Source organism: Flavobacterium sp., from assembly GCF_039930565.1.
Classification (GTDB): Bacteria; Bacteroidota; Bacteroidia; order Flavobacteriales; family Flavobacteriaceae; genus Flavobacterium.
The window spans coordinates 38,934-60,725 of sequence record NZ_JBDTTP010000003.1 but is presented as its reverse complement, the minus strand read 5'-3'; the positions used below and the strand labels follow the sequence as shown (position 1 = coordinate 60,725).

25 protein-coding genes are annotated in these 21,792 nt (G+C 34.2%); 21 read left to right on the top strand and 4 right to left on the bottom strand.

Annotated features, from left to right (window positions below):
* Window positions 1-7 precede the first annotated feature (7 nt).
* The 4 genes from ABI657_RS01910 to ABI657_RS01895 form a co-directional block, all read right to left on the bottom strand.
* Window positions 8-346 carry a hypothetical protein gene (locus ABI657_RS01910; protein ID WP_348095545.1) on the bottom strand — a complete coding sequence of 113 codons (339 nt, stop codon included), beginning with the start codon at window positions 344-346 and terminating at the stop codon, window positions 8-10.
* Window positions 347-466: a recombinase family protein gene (locus ABI657_RS01905; RefSeq protein WP_348095544.1), complete on the bottom strand. Its 120-nt coding sequence runs from the start codon at window positions 464-466 to the stop codon at window positions 347-349.
* 273 nt (window positions 467-739) lie between these two features.
* Entirely contained in the window at window positions 740-1,816 is a 1,077-nt protein-coding gene (cydB, locus tag ABI657_RS01900; protein ID WP_348095543.1) for a cytochrome d ubiquinol oxidase subunit II, read from the bottom strand.
* 2 nt (window positions 1,817-1,818) lie between these two features.
* Window positions 1,819-3,165 (bottom strand): cytochrome ubiquinol oxidase subunit I, encoded by a 1,347-nt coding sequence (locus ABI657_RS01895; protein WP_348095542.1) that lies wholly within the window; start codon window positions 3,163-3,165, stop codon window positions 1,819-1,821.
* 309 nt (window positions 3,166-3,474) lie between these two features.
* Between ABI657_RS01895 and ABI657_RS01890 the strand changes: the two genes are divergently transcribed.
* From ABI657_RS01890 to ABI657_RS01790, 21 genes are all read left to right on the top strand, one after another.
* On the top strand, window positions 3,475-4,890 hold the full coding sequence (locus ABI657_RS01890) for an MBL fold metallo-hydrolase (RefSeq protein ID WP_348095541.1): 1,416 nt from the start codon (window positions 3,475-3,477) through the stop codon (window positions 4,888-4,890).
* Between the two features lie 53 nt (window positions 4,891-4,943).
* Entirely contained in the window at window positions 4,944-5,513 is a 570-nt protein-coding gene (locus ABI657_RS01885) for a YeeE/YedE thiosulfate transporter family protein (RefSeq protein ID WP_348095540.1), read from the top strand.
* 10 nt (window positions 5,514-5,523) lie between these two features.
* Complete coding sequence (locus ABI657_RS01880; RefSeq protein ID WP_348095539.1) at window positions 5,524-6,003, top strand: DUF6691 family protein; 480 nt, start codon at window positions 5,524-5,526, stop codon at window positions 6,001-6,003.
* Window positions 6,004-6,367: 364 nt separating this feature from the next.
* A complete protein-coding gene (locus ABI657_RS01875; protein WP_348095538.1) occupies window positions 6,368-6,835 on the top strand; it encodes a MarR family transcriptional regulator in 468 nt (155 codons plus the stop codon).
* Complete coding sequence (locus ABI657_RS01870) at window positions 6,832-7,464, top strand: NAD(P)H-dependent oxidoreductase (protein ID WP_348095537.1); 633 nt, start codon at window positions 6,832-6,834, stop codon at window positions 7,462-7,464. The genes ABI657_RS01875 and ABI657_RS01870 overlap by 4 nt, the downstream gene beginning before the upstream one ends.
* Before the next feature lie 33 nt (window positions 7,465-7,497).
* Window positions 7,498-8,067: a YceI family protein gene (locus ABI657_RS01865; protein ID WP_348095536.1), complete on the top strand. Its 570-nt coding sequence runs from the start codon at window positions 7,498-7,500 to the stop codon at window positions 8,065-8,067.
* A gap of 198 nt (window positions 8,068-8,265) precedes the next feature.
* Window positions 8,266-9,546, top strand: a complete 1,281-nt coding sequence (locus ABI657_RS01860) for a hypothetical protein (RefSeq protein ID WP_348095535.1) — start codon at window positions 8,266-8,268, stop codon at window positions 9,544-9,546.
* Window positions 9,547-9,844: 298 nt separating this feature from the next.
* The gene (locus ABI657_RS01855; RefSeq protein WP_348095534.1) at window positions 9,845-11,245 is read left to right on the top strand and encodes an anthranilate synthase component I family protein; all 1,401 of its coding nucleotides are present in this window, start codon (window positions 9,845-9,847) and stop codon (window positions 11,243-11,245) included.
* 3 nt (window positions 11,246-11,248) lie between these two features.
* Window positions 11,249-11,638: a tautomerase family protein gene (locus ABI657_RS01850; protein WP_348095533.1), complete on the top strand. Its 390-nt coding sequence runs from the start codon at window positions 11,249-11,251 to the stop codon at window positions 11,636-11,638.
* A 94-nt stretch (window positions 11,639-11,732) separates the two neighbouring features.
* Window positions 11,733-12,299, top strand: coding sequence for an aminodeoxychorismate/anthranilate synthase component II (locus ABI657_RS01845; protein ID WP_348095532.1), 567 nt, complete (start codon window positions 11,733-11,735; stop codon window positions 12,297-12,299).
* 150 nt (window positions 12,300-12,449) lie between these two features.
* Window positions 12,450-13,445, top strand: a complete 996-nt coding sequence (gene trpD / locus ABI657_RS01840) for an anthranilate phosphoribosyltransferase (protein WP_348095531.1) — start codon at window positions 12,450-12,452, stop codon at window positions 13,443-13,445.
* Window positions 13,446-13,483: 38 nt separating this feature from the next.
* Entirely contained in the window at window positions 13,484-14,719 is a 1,236-nt protein-coding gene (locus ABI657_RS01835) for a sodium:proton antiporter (protein WP_348095530.1), read from the top strand.
* Between the two features lie 79 nt (window positions 14,720-14,798).
* The gene (trpC, locus tag ABI657_RS01830) at window positions 14,799-15,578 is read left to right on the top strand and encodes an indole-3-glycerol phosphate synthase TrpC (protein WP_348095529.1); all 780 of its coding nucleotides are present in this window, start codon (window positions 14,799-14,801) and stop codon (window positions 15,576-15,578) included.
* Window positions 15,579-15,609: 31 nt separating this feature from the next.
* The gene (locus ABI657_RS01825; protein ID WP_348095528.1) at window positions 15,610-16,221 is read left to right on the top strand and encodes a phosphoribosylanthranilate isomerase; all 612 of its coding nucleotides are present in this window, start codon (window positions 15,610-15,612) and stop codon (window positions 16,219-16,221) included.
* Between the two features lie 11 nt (window positions 16,222-16,232).
* Window positions 16,233-17,417, top strand: coding sequence for a tryptophan synthase subunit beta (gene trpB / locus ABI657_RS01820; RefSeq protein WP_348095527.1), 1,185 nt, complete (start codon window positions 16,233-16,235; stop codon window positions 17,415-17,417).
* A 124-nt stretch (window positions 17,418-17,541) separates the two neighbouring features.
* Window positions 17,542-17,859, top strand: a complete 318-nt coding sequence (locus tag ABI657_RS01815) for a gamma-glutamylcyclotransferase family protein (protein ID WP_348095526.1) — start codon at window positions 17,542-17,544, stop codon at window positions 17,857-17,859.
* A gap of 68 nt (window positions 17,860-17,927) precedes the next feature.
* Window positions 17,928-18,689: a tryptophan synthase subunit alpha gene (gene trpA, locus ABI657_RS01810; protein WP_348095525.1), complete on the top strand. Its 762-nt coding sequence runs from the start codon at window positions 17,928-17,930 to the stop codon at window positions 18,687-18,689.
* Between the two features lie 540 nt (window positions 18,690-19,229).
* A complete protein-coding gene (locus ABI657_RS01805) occupies window positions 19,230-19,799 on the top strand; it encodes a Crp/Fnr family transcriptional regulator (RefSeq protein ID WP_348095524.1) in 570 nt (189 codons plus the stop codon).
* A gap of 63 nt (window positions 19,800-19,862) precedes the next feature.
* The gene (locus ABI657_RS01800; protein WP_348095523.1) at window positions 19,863-20,387 is read left to right on the top strand and encodes a heme-binding protein; all 525 of its coding nucleotides are present in this window, start codon (window positions 19,863-19,865) and stop codon (window positions 20,385-20,387) included.
* Window positions 20,388-20,409: 22 nt separating this feature from the next.
* Window positions 20,410-20,817, top strand: a complete 408-nt coding sequence (uraH, locus tag ABI657_RS01795; RefSeq protein ID WP_348095522.1) for a hydroxyisourate hydrolase — start codon at window positions 20,410-20,412, stop codon at window positions 20,815-20,817.
* Between the two features lie 163 nt (window positions 20,818-20,980).
* Window positions 20,981-21,589, top strand: coding sequence for an HPP family protein (locus ABI657_RS01790; protein ID WP_348095521.1), 609 nt, complete (start codon window positions 20,981-20,983; stop codon window positions 21,587-21,589).
* The last annotated feature ends 203 nt before the right edge of the window (window positions 21,590-21,792 follow it).

The following is a 21,792-nucleotide window of genomic DNA, read 5'->3' as shown; positions in this document are numbered from 1 at the left end:
AAAAAGTCTAATCTTTATTTAGTGCTTTTTTTACTTTTTGTACAGTATTTTTTGAGCAATCTGTAAGTTTTTCGATTTCTACTAGGGTAGGAGGATTTTTTTTATTTAGGTAATTTACAACAGAAGTATACTTAAGAAGAAATTTTTTAGGAGATTCTGAAGTATTTATTGACCGACCTTTATAAATACCCTTTGCCTTTGCTATTTTTATCCCTTCCTGTTGTCTTTCTAATATGGAAGTTCTTTCCATTTCACCAATATTAGCAAGTACACTTATTATCAATTTAAATGTTGGGTTTTCTTTACTATTCGTTAAACTCTCCAGTCCTAAATTATCAACTTTCAATCAGATGCTTTGTAAATGCAATTCTTCAATGGTTTGAAGTACATCTAATGTATTACGTCCTAATCTGTCAATACTGGATATGCTGATGTAATTAATTTTCTTTTCAATAATATCATTCATCAATGAAAGCTTGTGGTCTTTTTGAAAATGGAGTCGAGCCGCTTACTTTATCAAGTAAATTTCTTCATCTGGAAATTGCCTTGCAACCTGCCTTTCTATTTTTTGATTCAGTGTTCATACTCTAATATATCGTGCTTTCATTTTTACATTAATTAAATATCAAATTTAGGGTAGGTATACTTGATGTAATTCTGTAACATAAAAGTACAAAATTTAGATCAACTTTATACTATAGGTTTTAAATAATAATTTACTAAAAGTTATTCATCAATCCTAATGCTCCCCATACCCAACCTCATCCATCTTCCCGCTAAAAACGCGATACTGAATAATAAAATAAACAATCACTAAAAACAATGCCACAAAAAACCAGCTCATTCCGGCAGATAATCCGTATTCGCCGGCAGCAGTATTGTAAATCGTCAATGACGGATTTACTTTGTTGGTGGATGGCAGGACATTCGGAAAAATAGAAACTGCTGTTGAAGCAAATCCGCCCACTAAAAATAAAGTGGAAAATATAAAAGCCTGCCCGTCTCTTTTGAACGAACGCACTTTGAACAAACCTAAAATGCCAACAAAAGTCATTACAGGAAAAAACCAAAGAATCGGATTTTCGACAAAATTATGAAACGGTTTAGGCTCGATAAAATGCCAGATCTGCAAGGAGATGACAACCAAAATCAACAAAACAATATTGAGTTTGAAAACTACATTTTTAAGCTTTGGGTTTAATGACGAATTAGTTTTATAGATAATCCAGTTGGCACCGTGAATCGTTAAGGCGACAACACTCACAATTCCGAGAAACAGCGTAAACCAATCGATAATTCCCAGTTCATTCGCCTGCGGACTAAAAGTTGGATTCCATAAAGGCAAAAAGAAATAATGTGCTTCCTGAGTTGAAACGCCGTTGGTTACCATTCCGAGATTGACCCCGCGAACAATATTTCCCAACGCAATCCCGAAGAACAATGCCAAAAGCAAACTCGCGATACCGAAAGCCTTATCCCAAATCGCTTCCCACATGGGATGATGCACCTGCCCACGCATCTCTAATCCGATGGCACGGAAAATCAAAAGCCATAAAATCATAATCAACGGCAGATAAAATCCGCTGAAAGATGAGGCGTACAAGGTTGGAAAAGCAAAAAACAAAACGCCTCCTGCAGCAATAATCCAGACTTCATTGGCATCCCAAAACGGACCAATGGAACTGGTAATGGCTTTTTTATCTTTTTCTGTTTTCGCTAAAAACAAATGAATAATCCCTGCCCCAAAATCATAACCGTCCAAAACAATATAAACGGCCAGTATTCCCATTAAAATGATGTACCAAAAAAATTCCATAGCTATATTTTTTCTGTTGAAAGTTCTACATTATGCGGTCCTTTATTAATGATTTTTCCAATCAGCAATAAAAACAGCATTCCCAGTAAAAGGTATAATCCGATAAAACCCAGTAAAGTAAACAACGTATTTCCGGAAGAAACCGTTGGCGAAGCACCGGATGCGGTTCTCATTAAATTATAAACCAACCACGGCTGTCTTCCTAATTCGGCCGTGTACCAGCCTGCCGTGTTGGCGATATACGGAAACGGCATCATAAACAGCAGCGACCATAAAATCCATTTGGTTTCGTATAATTTTTTCCTGAAAAGCTGAAAAACGGCAAAAACCATCAAACCGATAAACACTGTTCCAAGACCTGCCATAATATGATAAGAATAATACAATCCTGAAATATTGGTGGGATGCAGATCTTCTTCAAACTGATCGAGACCTTTAATTTCCTGATTCCAATTTCCATAAGTCAGGAAACTCAGGATATTGGGAACGGCGATTTTATTATCCAGTTTTTTGTCTTTTACATCCGGCTGACCAATCAAAACGATTTCGGAACCTCTTTTTTCGGTATGAAAAATCCCTTCCATGGCTGCAAAAGTCACAGGCTGGTATTTTACTACGTTTTTCGCCAGCAAATCTCCCGTTGGAACTGCTACAACAATACTTGAAATCAATCCGAAGATCACTCCGGTTTTCAAAAACAATCTCCCAAAAGAAACATTCTTCTGACTCAGGATGTAAAAAGCACCAATTCCGGCTACCACAAACGAAGTGGTTACCAAAGATGCTGCCTGATTGTGCAGGTACGAAGGCCATAACCATGGATTTAGAAACAAAGCCTTAAAGTTTGTCAATACAAATTTTCCATTCTCCAGAATTTCATAACCAACGGGATTCTGCATCCAGGAGTGTGTTGCTATAATTAAGTAACCGCTGGCCCAGGAACCAATCATAATTAATAATCCGGTTACAAAATGCCACTTATGCCCTATTATTTTTTCGCCAAATAAAAATATTCCCAAAAAGGACGATTCCAAAAAGAAGGAAAACATGCCTTCCATGGCTAAGGTCTGACCGATGATACCGCCGGTTAACTCAGAGAATTTTGCCCAATTGGTTCCAAATTGAAATTCCATCGGAATTCCGGTCACCACCCCCATGGCAAAATTCAGGGCAAAGATTTTCATCCAGAAATGTGTCGCGTGATTGTATTGTTGGTTTTGGGTTTTTAAATATTTCCATTTGAAATAAACAATGATCAGCGAAAGACCCATTGTAAGCTGCGGAAAAAGATAGTGAAAGGTAATGGTGAAGGCAAATTGCATTCGGTCGTAAAAAAGCATTTCTTCCATAGAGCGGTATTTGTTTTATGAAGTCCCACAAATTTAACCATTAAACCCGAATTGCCATCCTGTAAAAAAAGTTTATCACCCAATATTTGTTAAACTTTTAGTTGTTTTAAAACATGGGATATTTTCACGTTATTATCCCTGTAAGTTCCTTTTAATTTTCCGTAAATTAGAGACCCTTAAATTTACTTATTCCTTATTTGGTGAAATATTCAACATTATCTTATTCAAAAATAAATTTCTGTAACATTAGTCACTTACTTTCCCAAAAAACAGGTTTATCTTTGTACAACATCATTTAGATTACCTATCATGAAAATTGAACAAATTTACACCGGATGTTTAGCGCAGGGTGCTTATTATATTACTTCGAACGGAGAAGCTGCCATTATTGACCCGCTTAGGGAAATTCAGCCTTACTTAGATCGTTTGGATCGTGATCAGGTAAAGCTGAAATATATTTTCGAAACGCATTTTCATGCAGATTTTGTTTCCGGTCACCTTGATTTGAGCAAAGAAACAAAGGCTCCTATTGTTTACGGTCCAAATGCTGCTCCTGAATTTGATTGCATAATTGCCAAAGACGGACAGGAATTTAAACTTGGAAACATAACTATAAAAGCATTACACACGCCGGGTCACACCATGGAAAGCACCACCTATTTATTGATTGACGCAAACGGAAAAGATCATGCCATTTTTTCAGGAGACACTTTATTTATTGGTGATGTTGGCCGGCCGGATTTAGCTCAGAAAGCTGCCGGAATGACACAGGATGAATTAGCCGGGATTTTATTTCATTCGTTACGGGATAAAATCATGACTTTGGCTGATGATGTCATCGTTTATCCTGCCCATGGAGCGGGAAGTGCCTGTGGGAAAAACATGAGCAAGGAAACGATTTCGACTATTGGCAATCAAAAAGTAACCAATTATGCTTTGCGGGCGAACATGACTGAAGCAGAATTTATTGCCGAAGTGACTGAAGGATTATTGCCTCCTCCAGCCTATTTTAGTATGAATGTAGCTATGAATAAAAAAGGCTATAAAAGCTTCGAATCGGTTTTGAATAGAGGAATGAAAGCTATTAAAGCCGAAGATTTTGAGGCTGTAGCCGAAGAAACAAATGCCCTGATTCTGGATACAAGAAACAGCGGTGATTTTAGTAAAGGCTTTATTCCGCAGTCCATAAATATAGGGATTAATGGTGATTTTGCTCCCTGGGTCGGAACTTTGATTGCCAATGTAAAACAGCCTATTATACTGGTTACCGAACGTGGTTTGGAAGAAGAAACTGTAACACGTTTGAGCCGTGTGGGATTTGATTCCATTATTGGACATTTGGAAGGCGGTTTTGAAGCCTGGGAAAAATCGGGTTTTGAAGTGGATACCGTAGATCGGATTTCGGCAGAACAATTTGCCGATACATTTAATATCAAAAAAGATAAAGTAATTGACGTTCGTAAAGAAACTGAATATGAAGCAGAACATATTGAAGATGCCTACAGTAGACCTTTAGCTTATATTAATGACTGGGTAAAAGATATTAATCCGAAAGAGCATTTTTACCTGCATTGTGCAGGAGGATATCGAAGTATGATTGCGGCTTCTATTTTGCAGGCACGCGGTTTCAGAAATTTTACTGAAATTGACGGCGGTTTTGGATCAATTGCGAAAACCAATATTCCAAAATCAGATTTTGTTTGCCAGAGTAAGGTTTTGAAATAGTTTTATACATTTAAATGATTCACACAGATTATTAATATTTTTAAACACAGAACATGAGTTTAGTAGAAATTATAAAAGAACCATGGCCTTGGTACGTTGCAGGTCCGTTAATTGGATTGACTGTTCCTGTATTATTAATTATCGGAAACAAATCTTTTGGGATTAGTTCTTCATTGCGACACATTTGTGCGGCTTGTATCCCGGCAAATATTTCCTTCTTTAAATATGACTGGAAAAAAGAAAGCTGGAATTTATTTTTCGTTTTCGGAATTTTCCTTGGCGGAATGATCGCGGCGCATTTTTTAACCAATCCAAATCCGGTTGAAATTACACGGCAACTTTCTGATCAATTGGCTTCTTATGGAATCACAGATCATTCCGGATTGTTACCGAAAGAATTATTTTCCTGGGAAAGCTTATGGACACTACGCGGATTTATCATGATTGTTGTGGGCGGATTTTTAGTTGGTTTCGGAACGCGTTACGCCGGCGGTTGCACAAGCGGTCACGCGATTATGGGAATCTCGAATTTGCAGTGGCCTTCCTTGGTAGCGACAATCTGTTTTATGATTGGCGGTTTTATTATGGCAAATTTGATTCTGCCGTATATTCTTTCACTTTAAAATTTCAAAAATGAACAATTTAGAAAATAAAAATACGGACACAGAAGGAAGCAACGGAAGTCAATTGAAAGATTCTGTGTTTTCAAATCTTAAATATCTTTTAGTTGGAATTTTTTTTGGAATCGTATTCGTAAAAGCAGAAATCATCAGCTGGTTTCGTATTCAGGAAATGTTTCAATTGCAGTCTTTCTTTATGTATGGTGTAATTGGAAGTGCAGTTGTTGTTGGAATTATTTCTGTTCAACTCATTAAAAAATTCAACATTAAAACTATTCAGAGCGAAAAAATTGAAATTCAGGCTAAAACTTTTAGTAAAGGTCAAATTTACGGCGGATTATTATTTGGTTTTGGATGGGCAATTACCGGAGCTTGTCCCGGACCTTTATTTGCTCAAATTGGCACAGGAGTTACTGTAATTGTAGTGACATTAATAAGTGCTATTATGGGAACCTGGGTGTATGGCCTGATTAAAAACAAATTACCCCATTAATATTATACCGCTACCTGGCCTCGATGTGTGAGGGATAGAAAGCCAACTACCGAAGTAGTGCGTATAGCCCGACAGCATTTAAGAAAAAGCCTAATGAGTACAAAGTATATCAGGCTTTTTTTTAAATGCTGGCACACCCAAATGAAAGCATTATCAATCAATCAGATTTGAAAGGTGAAGTAAATAACATTAAGGATGATTAAAATATTTTCAATCAAAAAATTGTTTATTTTTATGCTAATTATATAGAATATATATAGTTAATAATTTTGTTTAAATTAATTAACAAAAAATTAACAATACATTTGTATATACAAATATTAAAAGTTTTACATTTGTATATACAAATTATACACTTACGACTATGACAATTGAAGAGGTTATAAAAAGTACAGTTAAGATGGATAATGCGAAAAAAGTTATTCTGAATATCATGTACACGCAAAACGTGATTCAGGATCATTTCAATGAATTGATAAAACCATATGATTTATCCGGAGAACAATATAATGTTCTTCGCATACTGAGAGGACAAAAAGGAAATCCTGCAAATATGTTTGCCATTCAGGAAAGAATGCTGGCTAAGACAAGTAATACAACACGATTAGTTGATAAACTATTATTAAAAGATTATGTTACCCGAAACGTCTGCCCTGATAACAGGAGAAAAATTGAAGTTTTGATTACACAAAAAGGATTAGATGTTTTAAAGGAATTAGATCCTAAAGTAAACGAACACGAGCGTTTATTTGCTGCAAATATTAGCCCTGAAGAATTAGGATTATTAAATGAGTTATTAGAAAAATACAGAACACAAAAAAATAAGTTATGAATACATTCCTCGAAAATCAAAATTGGAGATATGCAACAAAACAATTTGATGCTACCAAAAAAATAGCAGTATCAGATTTAGAAAAGCTAAAAGAAGCTGTTAGATTAAGTGCCTCATCATATGGTTTACAGCCTTATAAAGTTATCATTGTTGAAAGTGCTGAATTAAAAGAAAAATTACGACCTGCTGCCTATAATCAGTCACAAATTACTGATGCTTCGTATCTTTTTATTTTTGCCAATGATATTGATCTTGGAGCACACTCTGTAGACAATTACATCAATAACATTAGCGAAACAAGAGGTGTTCCCACCGACGCATTAGCGGGATTCAGCGATATGATGAAAGGTACAATTTCCGGATTGCCAGTGGATGCAAAAAATATATGGACAGCAAAACAAACTTATTTAGCTTTAGGAAACTTACTAAATGCAGCGGCTGAATTGAAAATTGATGCCACACCAATGGAAGGTTTTAATGCAGCTGCTTTTAACGAAATCCTGGGTCTTGATAAATTAGGCTTAAATGCCTGTGTCATTGCACCCATTGGTTACAGAGATGATCAGGACACTTCCCAACATTTCAAAAAAGTCAGAAAATCAAAAGAAGAATTATTTATTACACTATAATTATTAATCAAAATCAATTTTAAAAATTTAAACATGAAAAATTTAAAAACAATTGCAATAGCATTATTCGTAGCGGTAGCTTCAGTTTCAGTAAACGCACAAACTAAAACAATCGATGTAAAGGGAAGTTCTATCAAATGGGTAGGTAAAAAAGTAACCGGAGAACACTCAGGAACGGTAGATTTTAAAGACGGAGCGGTGATTTTCAAAGGAAAAAAATTAGCGGGTGGTAGTTTTACTGTTGACATGACTTCATTAACTTCAACTGATTTAACCGGAGAATACCAGGGAAAACTGAATGGTCACCTAAAAGCTGACGATTTCTTTGGAACTGACAAATATCCAACTGCCAAATTAGTTTTCAAAAAAATTGGTACTACGAAAACGGCTAATGTTTATGCTGTAACAGCAGATTTAACTATTAAAGGAATTACTAAACCGGTAACTTTTGATCTTACTGTAGGTAAAAACAACGCTACAACTGCTTTTAAAGTAGACAGAACTAAATATGATATCAAATACAACTCTGGTAACTTCTTCGAAAACTTAGGAGACAAAACGATCAATGATGATTTCGAATTAACTGTTTCTGTAAAATTCTAATATTTAAGCTTACTAATTTAAATATTATAAACCCCAATAGTGAAAACTGTTGGGGTTTATTGCTTTTATTTCCTTTCAAAAACATAACGTTCTTAATACTACAGTAACGCTTTCATAATATCATTCCGGAGTTTGATTAACATTCGGCTTCTAATTTTGAACCTATAAAATCAAAAGCCTAGAATTAAAATCATAGTTATGAAAATAAAAATTAGTATTGCAATTATTATTCTCTTCAGCAATTTTTTTGTGCATGCGCAACAACAGCCAAAAGGAATTACAGGAACCTCAAACTGGATGAACAACTGGACAAATTTTAAGCCTGTAGCAGCCGAATATAATGAAGCTACTAATATTATTGCCGGAACAATTGATAAAGACACAAAGTTAACTAAACGCAATACCTATCAATTAGTTGGAATTGTTTATGTAACCAACAATGCAACGCTTACAATTGAGCCTGGAACAGTAATCAGAGGTGATGACAAAACCTGCGGAACATTAGTAATTACAAATGGTTCTAAAATTATGGCAGAAGGTTTAGAAACTGATCCAATAATCTTTACTTCTAATAAGGAAAATACAGAAAGAAAGCCAGGAGACTGGGGCGGAATTATTATTTTGGGAAAAGCACCAATTAATAAGTTAGGCGGTATCGCTACCCTGCCTTTTACTTTAGAACCAATGCTGAATCATTACGGAGGCCAGGATGCAGAAGATAATTCGGGTATTTTGAAATATGTAAGAATCGAATATTCCGGAAGAAAATTAAGTACCTTGAAAGAATTAAACGGCCTTTCACTAGCAGCAGTTGGAAGAAAAACAGTTTTGAGCCACATTCAGATTAGTTATTCCAACGATGATTCTTTTGAGTGCTATGGCGGAGATCTAAATATGAATAACTTAATTTCATATCGCACTACAGACGATGATTTTGATTTTACACAGGGAGCGCAAATCAATATCAGCAACAGTATCGCCATTCGTCATCCTTTTTCATCAGATGTTTCAGGATCAAGATGTTTTGAGGTTGATTCATACGATAAAATTGAAAATACGGATATGAGCAAGAAAATGACTAAAATAATTGCTGATAACATTACTTTGGTAAACCTGGAAGAAAACAATCAGGGATTAGTTCGTGAATCTGCACATATAAGGGAAAATACTTTTTTTAATTTAACTAATAGTGTCGTTTCTGGTTTTACTCCTTTCATACTTTTAGAAGGAAATATTGGAAACGGCGAAGTCAATTTATCTAAAATTTCATTAAAAAATATAATGATAAACAATTGTAATGGCGGAATTACAAGCGAAGCTTCAAGCAATGATAGTACAATTACAAATTGGTACAGCAAACCTGAATTTGGAGTAGAATTTACAAAAATAAAGAACAGCGAATTGTTTGTAAGTCCCAATATAAAAGGAAATCCAGACTTTAGGATGAAACTGAACAATACAATTGCAATAGGAAATTAAATAATTCAAAATACCAGCTAATTTTAAATTTTTAACAAATTTATACTTTTAGAAAAGTTTTTTTTGAACTTTTATGTAACATAATTCAAATTACATTTATATATTTGTCAAATCAAAATAAGTTATGAAAACAACAATGAACAATACTTGGTGGTGGAAGAATTTACGTCAGACGTCGTGAACAAAGCTTCCTATGGTATTGTAAAACTATAAATATAAAAGGCTTGTCATCACGACAGGCCTTTTTTTTTGGTCATAATTGAATCAACAGAAATATTAAAATTAAAAACGAAATACTTTGAAACCTTTTATACTCAACACACACTACAAACAAATCCTGGCAGATACCATCACGCCGGTAAGTATTTATTTTAAAATCAGGGATAAATTCCCAAATAGTTTATTGCTTGAAAGCAGTGATTATCATGGAAATGACAACAGCTTCTCCTACATCTGCTGCAATCCGATTGCTACGATTAAAATTGAAAACGAAATCGTATCCAAAACTTTCCCTGACGGAACAACAGAACAAATTTCAATTAATGCCTCAACCAATATTCCGGAAGTAATTCAGGGATTTTCAGGTCAGTTCAAATCGGAGAAAAACGATTTTAAATTCATTAATAATGGTTTGTTCGGATACATTTCGTACGATGCTGTTCGCTATTTTGAGAAAGTTGACATCGCCAAAAAAGATACGGCGACTTTAATTCCGGATGTATTTTATGCGGTGTATCAAAACATTATTGCTATCAATCATTTTAAAAACGAAGCGTATATTTTTTGTCATAGTGTTGATGGAAGAAACAACATTTCGGAAATCGAACAATTATTGCAATCCAGAAATATAGCGTCATACAAATTCACTAAAGAAGGGGAAGGTTTCTCTAATTTAACTGATGAAGAATTTAAACATAATGTGGCTTTAGCCAAAAAACACTGTTTCCGCGGAGATGTGTTTCAATTGGTTTTATCCCGTCGCTTCACGCAAGGTTTTAAAGGTGACGAATTTAATGTTTACAGGGCATTGAGAAGCATTAATCCATCACCGTATTTGTTCTTTTTTGATTATGGTGATTTCAAAATATTCGGTTCTTCGCCTGAAGCGCAAATTATTGTAAAAGACAGAAAAGCAGAGATTCACCCAATTGCCGGAACTTTCAAGAGAACCGGAAATGACGAACGTGATGCGGTTTTAGCCAAACAGCTTTCGGAAGATAAGAAAGAAAACAGTGAGCATGTAATGCTGGTCGATTTGGCCAGAAACGATTTAAGCAGAAATGGTCATAATGTGAATGTAGAAAGATACAGGGAAGTTCAGTTTTTCTCTCACGTGATTCACCTGGTTTCAAAAGTTACGGGACATTTACACGAGAAAGCAACAACCATGCAGGTCGTTGCGGACACCTTTCCTGCCGGAACTTTAAGCGGCGCTCCAAAACACAGAGCGATGCAATTGATTGAAGATTATGAAAAAACCAATCGTAATTTTTATGGCGGCGCCATTGGTTTCATGGATTTTGAAGGTAATTTTAATCACGCCATTATGATTCGGACTTTCCTGAGCAAAAACCATCAATTGCATTATCAGGCGGGAGCGGGAATTGTAGCAAGCTCTGATGAAGAAAGCGAGATGCAGGAAGTTTACAATAAATTAAGAGCATTAAACACAGCTTTGGAAATGGCTGAAAAGATCTAAAAAATGGGAAAAATTAAAATATTTGGTATCAAGGAAGAACTTTATCCGATAAGGGAAAAATTATCTGAAATTTTGAGCGAATGTATGTTTGAAGCTTTTCAATTTCCAAAAGAAAAAAAAGCACATCATTTTATTTATATTGACGAAGACAGTTTTTTTTATTTTGAAGGAAGAACAAAAAAGCATACCATAATAGAAATTAGCTATTTTGAAGGAAGAAGCATCGAATCGAAAAAGAAATTATATCAATTGATTTTTGAAAAATTTGAAACACTATTAGATATTACAACAATGGATGTTGAAATTACATTATTCGAAACTCCAATGCATAATTGGGGAATCCGTGGAAAAAGTGCCGATGAGCTTGTTCTAAATTACAAAATCAACGTATAAATACCAATAAACAATTAAAATCAAAAGAACGAAAATTTATCAAAAGGAGAACTTTTCAATCTTTAAATCATTTAATTTTTTAATATTTAAAAAAATGAAAAAAATATTAGTTATAGACAATTACGATAGTTTTACTTATAATTTAGTACACTATCTGGAAGATTTAAACTGCGAAGTAACCGTATACAGAAACGATGAATTTGATATTGACGAAATCGCTTCTTTCGATAAAATATTGCTTTCGCCGGGACCTGGAATTCCTGATGAAGCAGGTTTATTAAAAGACGTAATTCGTAAATATGCTCCAACAAAAAGTATTTTAGGCGTTTGTTTAGGACAACAGGCTATTGGAGAAGTTTTTGGAGGAACACTTTCCAACCTTGATAAAGTATATCACGGCGTAGCAACTCATGTAAAAAAAGCGGTTACTGACGAATCTTTATTTGAAGGCCTTGAAGATGAATTTGAAGTTGGACGCTACCATTCATGGGTGGTTGATGCTGATTTACCGGATGTTTTAGAAGCAACATCATTTGAAGAACACGGTCAGGTAATGTCGTTACGTCATAGAACTTATGATGTACGGGGGGTACAATTTCACCCGGAAAGTGTATTAACACCAAACGGGAAAAGAATTTTAGAGAACTGGATTAAAGACTAGAAATTAGTCAAAGTTTTAAAGTCGAAAGTTATAAAGTTAAATGCCTTATAGAAACTTAGTATTTTAAAACAAAAGCAGTAAACGATTCTAAAAATAAACAGTAAAAGTCAAAGACTTTAAGACCTTTGACTTTCGACTTTAAGACTTATTATGAAAAACATATTAAATAAATTAATCAATCATGAAGTACTTTCCAAACAGGAAGCAAAAGAGGTATTGATTAATATTTCAGGCGGAAATTATAACCCTAGTCAGATTTCAGCTTTCCTGACCGTATTTATGATGCGCAGTATTACAATTGAGGAGCTTTCAGGATTTCGTGACGCTTTATTGGAATTGTGTATTCGTGTTGATTTATCCGCTTACAATACTATCGATTTATGCGGAACCGGCGGTGATGGAAAAGATACTTTCAATATTTCGACCTTGGCTTCATTTGTGGCGGCCGGAGCCGGAATAAAAGTAGCCAAACATGGAAATTACGGCGTTTCCTCGATTTCCGGGTCAAGCAACGTCATGGAGAAAATGGGTATTAAATTCAGTAACGACCCATCATTTTTAGAAAAATGTATTGATCAGGCCGGAATTTGTGTTTTACACGCACCCCTATTTCACCCGGCAATGAAAAACGTTGGTCCAATCCGTAAAGAACTTGCAGTAAAAACGTTCTTTAATATGTTGGGACCAATGGTAAATCCATCATTTCCACAAAACCAATTAGTAGGTGTTTTCAACTTAGAACTGGCCAGAATATATGCTTATTTATACCAAAGCACCAATGTGAATTTTACGATCTTACATTCGCTGGATGGTTATGACGAAATCTCTTTAACAGGCCCAACCAAAACGATTTCAAATCATATGGAAGGTACGTTAAAGCCGGAAGATTTTGGTGTTCGCCTTTTATCGCAAAGCGAAATTGAAGGTGGAAAAACCATTGAAGAATCAGCAGCAATTTTCACCAATATCATTTCAGGAAAAGGTACAGAAGCTCAAAATAATGTGGTTCTCGCCAACGCTGGGATGGCAATTGCAACGGTTACAAAATGTTCACCGCTGGAAGGATTTGAATTGGCAAAAGAAAGTCTTTTCTCCGGAAGAGGTATAGTAGCTTTGAATAAATTGCAGGAATTCAGTAAAGAATAGGTTTATAGTAATAATAAAATTCAATTAACACATTTACAATGGAATTATTCCCGCTCATATCATTACTTATCGTGTTGTCTGCAAGTTTTGCTTATATCAACTTCAGGTATTTAAAACTACCAAACGCTATAGGTTTAATGTTAGTTTCGTTACTTTTTTCCTTAGGTATTATTGGAGCTAATTTTATATTTCCCTCTTTAAAAGAAAATGTAACACTTTTATTAAGCGGCATCAATTTTAGCGAATTACTCCTGGAAGTAATGTTGAGTTTTATGCTTTTTGCAGGAGCTATACATATTAAGTTCAAAGATTTAAAAGCTGAGAAATTAAGTATCCTGCTTTTTTCAACGATAAGCGTTGTTATCAGCACTTTTATGGTTGGCTATATCTGTTATTGGATGTTAACCCTTTTTAATCTCGAGGTAAGTCTTGTACAGTGTCTGCTCTTTGGGGCTCTAATTTCACCTACCGATCCAATAGCGGTATTGAGCATTCTAAAAACCGCAGGAGTCAGTAAATCACTCGAAACTAAAATAGCAGGTGAATCACTTTTTAATGATGGTGTAGCTGTGGTAGTTTTTATCACAATTTTACAAATAGCAAAACCCAATGCAGATGTTTCCTTCGTTAGTATATTAACCGTATTTGGTCAGGAAGCTATTGGCGGAATCATTTTGGGAGCTATTGTGGGATGGTTAGGTTACAAATTTATTGCAAGTATAAATAACTATAATGTAGAGGTTTTAATAACCTTAGCCATTGTTATGGGTGGTTATTCACTAGCTCATTATACACACGTTTCGGGACCTTTAGCTATGGTTATTGCAGGATTGATTACAGGCAATCAAGCAAAAACTTTAGGAATGTCAGACATCACTACTGAATACGTAGATAAGTTTTGGGAACTCGCAGATGAAATATTCAACGCTCTGTTATTTGTTTTGATTGGTTTGGAATTACTGGTGATCAATACCGACAGAAAAATTGTGTTTATCGGAACAATATTAATTTTTATCATTTTGGCAGCGCGTTACATTTCAGTTTTTATACCCTCTTATTTTATACGAAAAAAAGAAGAGCTGAACCAAAAAACAATATTGATTTTGACATGGGGAGGTTTAAGAGGTGGTATTTCTATTGCTTTGGCTTTATCAATTCCCACTGAATTAGGAAAAGATATTTGGGTTACTATTACATATGTTATCGTTTGCTTTTCAATATTAGTGCAAGGTATGACGATTGGTAAATTTGTAACTTCGCTTAAGAAAAGATAGTTTAAAATTTTAAGGCTGTTAAATTGCTACATAAATAATTCTTAGCATCCTTAAACAAAGAAAATTTCAAATAAAAATAATGAATATACTAGATAAAATAATAGTTGACAAACAACGAGAAGTCATTCTCAAAAAATCAATCATTCCGGTTTTGCAATTGGAAAGTTCTGTTTTTTTTGGAAGAGAAACCATATCATTAAGTCAGAAACTAAAAACAAGTTCAAGCGGAATTATAGCAGAACATAAACGTCGTTCTCCTTCCAAATCAGTAATTAATCATAATTTTACAGTTGAAGAAGTCGTTAAAGGATATGAAGATGCAGGAGCTTGCGGAATCTCGGTTTTAACTGATGGAAAGTATTTTGGAGGTTCTCTCGACGATTTACTTTTGGCAAGAGCGAGCGTGAATATTCCGCTTTTGCGAAAAGAATTTATTGTTGATGAATATCAGATTTTAGAAGCAAAAGCTTATGGAGCTGATTTGATTTTATTAATCGCTGCGGTATTAACACGTGAAGAAATCAAATCATTATCTGAATTTGCTAAGAAATTAGGTTTAGAAGTTTTATTGGAAGTTCACAATCTCGAAGAATTACAAAAATCGATTATGCCGAGTTTAGACATGATTGGAGTGAATAACAGAAACCTAAAAACTTTTGAAGTAAGTCTTGATTTCAGTAAACAACTGGCGTCTCAAATCCCGGATGAGTTTGTAAAAGTTTCTGAAAGCGGAATCTCATCAATCGAAGCCATTTCAGAACTGAGGCCTTACGGTTACAACGGATTTTTAATTGGAGAAAACTTCATGAAAACGGATAATGCAGGAAAGGCTGCAACAGAATTTATTAAATCGCTTTAAGCTAACAGAAATGAAACTCAAAATCTGCGGAATGAAACATCCAGATAACATTCTCGAAATAGGTGCGCTCCTACCCGATTATATGGGATTTATTTTCTGGGAAAAGTCCGCTCGATATTTTAAAGGTCAGATTCCTGAACTGATAAAAACGATTAAAAAAACAGGCGTTTTTGTAAACGAATCGGTTGAAAATATTATTTCAAAAATCAATAACCACGATTTACAAGCAGTTCAGCTGCACGGAAAAGAATCGGTTGATTTTTGTCAGGATTTGAAAAGTAAAATTGATACTAAAATCGAAATCATTAAAGTATTTTCGGCTGATGAAAATTTTGATTTTGAAAGTATAAAACCTTTTGAAAGTGTGTGCGATTATTTTCTGTTTGATACCAAAGGAAAATTACCGGGCGGTAACGGAACCACTTTTGACTGGACTATATTGAAAAAATACAATTCTGATAAGCCTTTCTTTTTAAGTGGAGGTATCGGAATAACTGAATTAAAAGCCATCGAGGAAATTTCAAAAAGTAACTTACCCATTTACGGTGTAGATGTAAATAGTAAATTTGAAATCAAACCTGGGCTAAAAAATAAAAATCTATTTAGCAATTTCAAGCGTAAATTTGAAATTGTAAACATCTAAAATTTAAAAAAATGAATTTTAACGTAGACGAAAAAGGATATTACGGAGAATTTGGAGGAGCTTATATTCCCGAAATGTTATATCCAAATGTAGAAGAATTACGCCAGAATTATTTACAAATAACGGCTGAACCTGATTTCAAGGCAGAGTTCGACCAGTTGCTAAAAGATTACGTTGGCCGTCCCAGTCCGCTTTATTTTGCGAAACGTTTATCTGAAAAATACAATACAAAAGTTTATCTAAAAAGAGAAGACTTAAACCATACAGGAGCCCATAAAGTCAACAATACAATTGGTCAGATATTAGTGGCAAGACGTTTGGGCAAAAAGCGGATTATTGCCGAGACCGGTGCCGGTCAGCATGGTGTGGCAACAGCTACTGTTTGCGCTTTAATGGGAATGGAATGTATCGTATACATGGGCGAAATCGACATTGCCCGTCAGGCTCCAAACGTAGCCCGTATGAAAATGTTAGGTGCTGAAGTTCGCCCTGCGCTTTCAGGTTCCAGAACTTTAAAAGACGCTACAAACGAAGCCATCCGCGACTGGATAAACAATCCGGTTGACACCCATTACATCATCGGTTCTGCCATTGGACCACATCCTTATCCAGATATGGTGACGCGTTTTCAAAGTGTGATTTCTGAAGAAATCAAATGGCAGTTAAAAGAAAAAGAAGGACGTGAAAATCCTGATTATGTTGTTGCTTGTATTGGTGGCGGGAGCAACGCTGCCGGGACGTACTATCACTTTTTACATGAACCTGAAGTTGGTATTATTGCCGTAGAAGCGGCCGGAAAAGGTGTTGACAGCGGTTTTAGTGCAGCCACCAGCAAATTAGGAAAAGTAGGCGTTATTCACGGCTGCAAAACGCTGTTAATGCAAACTTTGGACGGACAAATTACAGAACCGTACTCTATTTCTGCAGGTTTAGATTATCCTGGCGTTGGTCCAATGCATGCGCATTTGGCTCAAACCGGTCGTGGAGAATTCTTCTCGGTTACAGATGACGATGCGATGAATGCCGGTTTACAGCTTACAAAATTAGAAGGAATTATTCCGGCGATCGAAAGCGCGCATGCTTTTGCGGTTTTAGATCAGAAGAAATTCAAACCTACAGATGTTGTCGTAATCAGTCTATCAGGACGCGGTGATAAGGATTTAGACAATTATATTAAACATTTTAAGATAATTTAAGAAGAACAATTTGGGCGTTTCCCACGGGTCGGGCTATCCGCTAAATCTTTTCCTTTTTAAAGAAAAAAGCAAAAGGATACCGCTCCCATCCCTAACGCAAAGAAATAACGAGAAAAATAGTAGTATGGAACAGATATTCTCTTACGGAACATTACGATCTAAAGAAATTCAGATGCAGGTTTTTAATAAAATATTAACCGGGACACCAGATCAGCTTACGGGCTATAAAATAAAAGATCTGCAAATTGAAGAAGAATTTGGAATGGAAGATTATTTTGTGGCAACACCAAGCGAAAATTCTTTGGATGCAATTGACGGTATTGTTTACAGTATTACAAGTGCAGATTTAGCCAAAGCAGATTTATTCGAATCGAATGCCTATAAAAGATCTCAGGTTACACTGAAATCCGGAATTACGGCATGGATTTATCTTGAAAGTTAAATCGAAAAAGACATTTAAAATTAAAAACCTGTTGAGCTTTAAATCCTACAGGAATAAAAAACATTGCAATGAACAGAATAACTCAAAAATTACAAGAAGATAAAAAGATCCTTTCGATTTATTTTTCGGCGGGATATCCCAACTTAAATGATACCGTGCAGATCATTCAGGATTTAGAAAAAAATGGTGTTGACTTAATCGAAATAGGTTTGCCTTTCAGTGATCCTTTGGCAGACGGACCAACGATTCAGGCGAGTTCAACTCAGGCGCTGCATAACGGAATGACTTCTGAAATTCTTTTTAACCAACTGGGTAAAATCCGCGAAAGCGTAACAATTCCGTTGATTATCATGGGCTATTTCAATCCGATGCTGCAGTACGGAATTGAAGCGTTTTGCAAAAAATGTTCAGAAATAGGTATTGACGGTTTGATTATTCCGGATCTTCCTGTTGATGTTTACGCCGACCAATACAAAGCTATTTTTGAAAAATACGGACTAATTAATGTATTTTTAATTACACCACAAACTTCAGACGAGCGCATTCGTTTTATCGACAGCGTTTCAAACGGATTTATTTATATGGTAAGTTCTGCAAGCGTTACGGGTTCTCAATCCGGTTTTGGAAATGTTCAGGAAGATTATTTCGAAAGAATATCCAACATGAACCTGAAAAGCCCACAAATCATCGGTTTTGGAATTTCAAACAAGGAAACTTTTAATCAGGCAACAAAATTTGCAAAAGGTGCTATTATTGGAAGTGCTTTTATTAAACATTTAACCGAAAGCGGTTCCGGGAAAATTTCGGAATTTGTTGGGGGTATTCGATAATTAATAACATAAAACCTTGGTGTATTATTTAAAGTAAAACACGTCTATTCATTGAGCAAAATTATGAAATCAGCTATTTGAACTTAACAAACAACCAATCCTTAAATATAGTTAAAATTATTTTAAAGTATTAGAGATTATAGATCATTGATTTGTAAGTCAATATTGAAATTAGGAATTGGGAGAAGAAGTAAGATGGCTGATTTTAATTTATTGCATTATACGGTCAATTACAATCAGAAATAATTATGCTGTCTCTTTGAAGAATTTAAATTAAAAGTTTCAGTAAAAATAACAGTATTAACGTTGGTAGCGTATATCAATAATTTTTTTTGACAGGGAAACAACATCAATAATCAAATAATTTAATTACATATAAAAGTTTCATAATAACTCTATTATTGAAAACTCTAAATCTCAAAAAAAAATAAAAAATCTACCCCAACTCATGCTATCTTTTTGATTGGACATAATATTATATATTAAATCATTAACTTTGTCTCCAATATTCTTTTTCTCTTTCAAAATAGTGTAAACCTCATGTATTCTACTCTTGAAAAATTCATAAAAAGTAAAACGGATATAGATGACCAATCACTTCATAAAATTTATTTGTGCTTTAGTTTAGTGCAAACAAAGCGAAAACAAATCCTGGTAAACTATGACCAGATATGCCATCATTATTATTTTATAAACAAAGGTTGTGTTCGTTTGTATACTACATCTAAAGATGGGCTTGAAAGTTCGAGATATTTTGCTTTTAAGGGCAATTTTGTTACTGCTTTACCAAGTTTTATTGACCAAAAACCAGCAGAAGAGTATTTGCAAACGATAGAAAAATCTGAATTACTTTGTATTTCAAGAATCGATTTTTATAAATTAGTCAATGAAATACCTCAATTTGCAAAATTATATACTGAAATTTTAGAGCTTGGGTTTATAGTAGCTCAAAAAAGAATTTATGGTTTTCAAGGTTTTGATGCTTTAGATAAAGTTAAATGGGTTATCAAATATCAACCACAATTATTGTTACGCATATCCAATAAAATGATGGCTTCTTATTTAGGAATTTCCCCTTCTACCCTAAGTAGAATAAAATCGAAATTGTAAAAACGTTGACATAGAGCAACATTTTACAATTTTACAGCAATTAACTTTGCAGAAAAAAATTGTATGAGAATTATATTTTTATTTCTGTTAATTGCCAATGTTAGTATCGGCCAAGATACTTTAGAGACAAGAAAATCTGAATTGTCAATTAATAATTATGTTAAATCTGTTTCTAATTTAACCCTGGATGCAGCATTTGATATAAATAAACGTGTTACCAAAACAGCCGCTTTACTAGACAAAAAAGTTTCTATAGCAATATTGGATGCTTTAGGAACAATTATTTTAATTACCCGTGCAGATGGTGTTGGTCCACACAATACTGAAGCTGCCAGAAGAAAGGCCTACACTGCGCTATCTACAAAAACAGCAACACTTACATTATTAAGGAATGCAGAAAAAAATCCTGACACAAAAAATTTAAATACACTGCCAGAATTGTTACTCTTAAGCGGTGGGATACCAATTTGGTATAATGGTAATATAATCGGAAGCATTGGGGTTGCTGGTGGCAGTAGTCCCGAAAACGATGATTCGATAGCTAAATCAGCTGCAATTACAGAATTAGGAATCACGATAACAAAATAATTTTAACTTTAAAAATAAAAACATGAAAAAATTAATCATCACATCTTTCCTGGCAGTATTCTCAACAGTAATTTTTGCTCAAAAAAATAACTTTCAACTTTCAAGTCACATCTTAGATATCTCTAAAGGAACACCAGTAAGCGGAGTTACAATTCAATTAGAGCAGTACAATGAACAAACAAAAAAATGGTCTCTCATTGACGAAAAACAAACAGATGTAAACGGAAGAATAACAGATTTTTTAAACTCCCAAAAATCTAATTTAGGGATTTATAAACTGACTTACTTTACAGCCGATTATTTTAAAAAGAGTGGAATCGACAGTTTCTACCCCTTTATAGAAGTTGTATTTCAGATTAAAGATCAAAATCACTATCATGTTCCCATAACACTTTCTGCTTATGGATATTCGACTTATAGAGGAAATTAATTTAGAGTAAAATAAATATCTCAAAATAATAGCTTTTTAATATTTTAATAAGCTGAGAATAATATCATAAAACTCCTTTGTTTAATAATTGAATTAAACACATACTTTTTATAGTTTTTAATAAGTGATATTATATCTTTTGCTATTATGTAAAATTAAAATTATGTTGAATCCTAAAATTAAGAGAGGCTATCGCAAAACCCGATACATTATCTATAAAGAGACCTTAATTGATTATAAAGAACAGTTTTGGTCTTTTCTAGGTTCTTTTATTGGAATTGGACTGATTTCTTATTCGCAAAGCAAACATTTTTTGCCGCGAGATATTGTTTATCTTATTGGTTCATTTGGTGCTTCAAGTGTATTAGTTTATGGCATAATAGAAAGTCCGTTCTCGCAGCCTCGTAATCTTATAGGTGGTCATTTAGTATCTGCTTTTGTAGGTGTAACAGTAAATATTCTATTTCCTCATACCTTATACTTAGCTGCCCCATTAGCGGTTTCTTTATCAATAGTATGTATGCAAATAACTAAAACCCTACATCCCCCAGGAGGTGCAACGGCCTTAATCGCTATAACTAGCTCAAAAAAAATTACTGATTTAGGTTATTGGTATTTACTATATCCAGTTTTAACTGGGGTATTAATATTGTTTTTTACTGCACTACTATTTAATAACATGACTTCAAGTAGAAGTTATCCTTTATATGATTCTTATTATAATAAATACTTGAAAATCTTAAAACAATTAATAAAGTGTAATAAATTTTAAAAAACAACATTCTTTTTTTGTTATTAATCCTTTTAATATATCTAAAGTATAAATTGTCATTTTGATGAAAAAGGTACAATATAGAAAAAAGTTAACTTTTGTTATAGATCTACTTCTTAAGATTTCTCATTCGCTGGAATGAAAAGATTGTTAAAAAGCTGAAATATAATTTCAGCTTTTTTATGCTTAAAAATAACTATAAG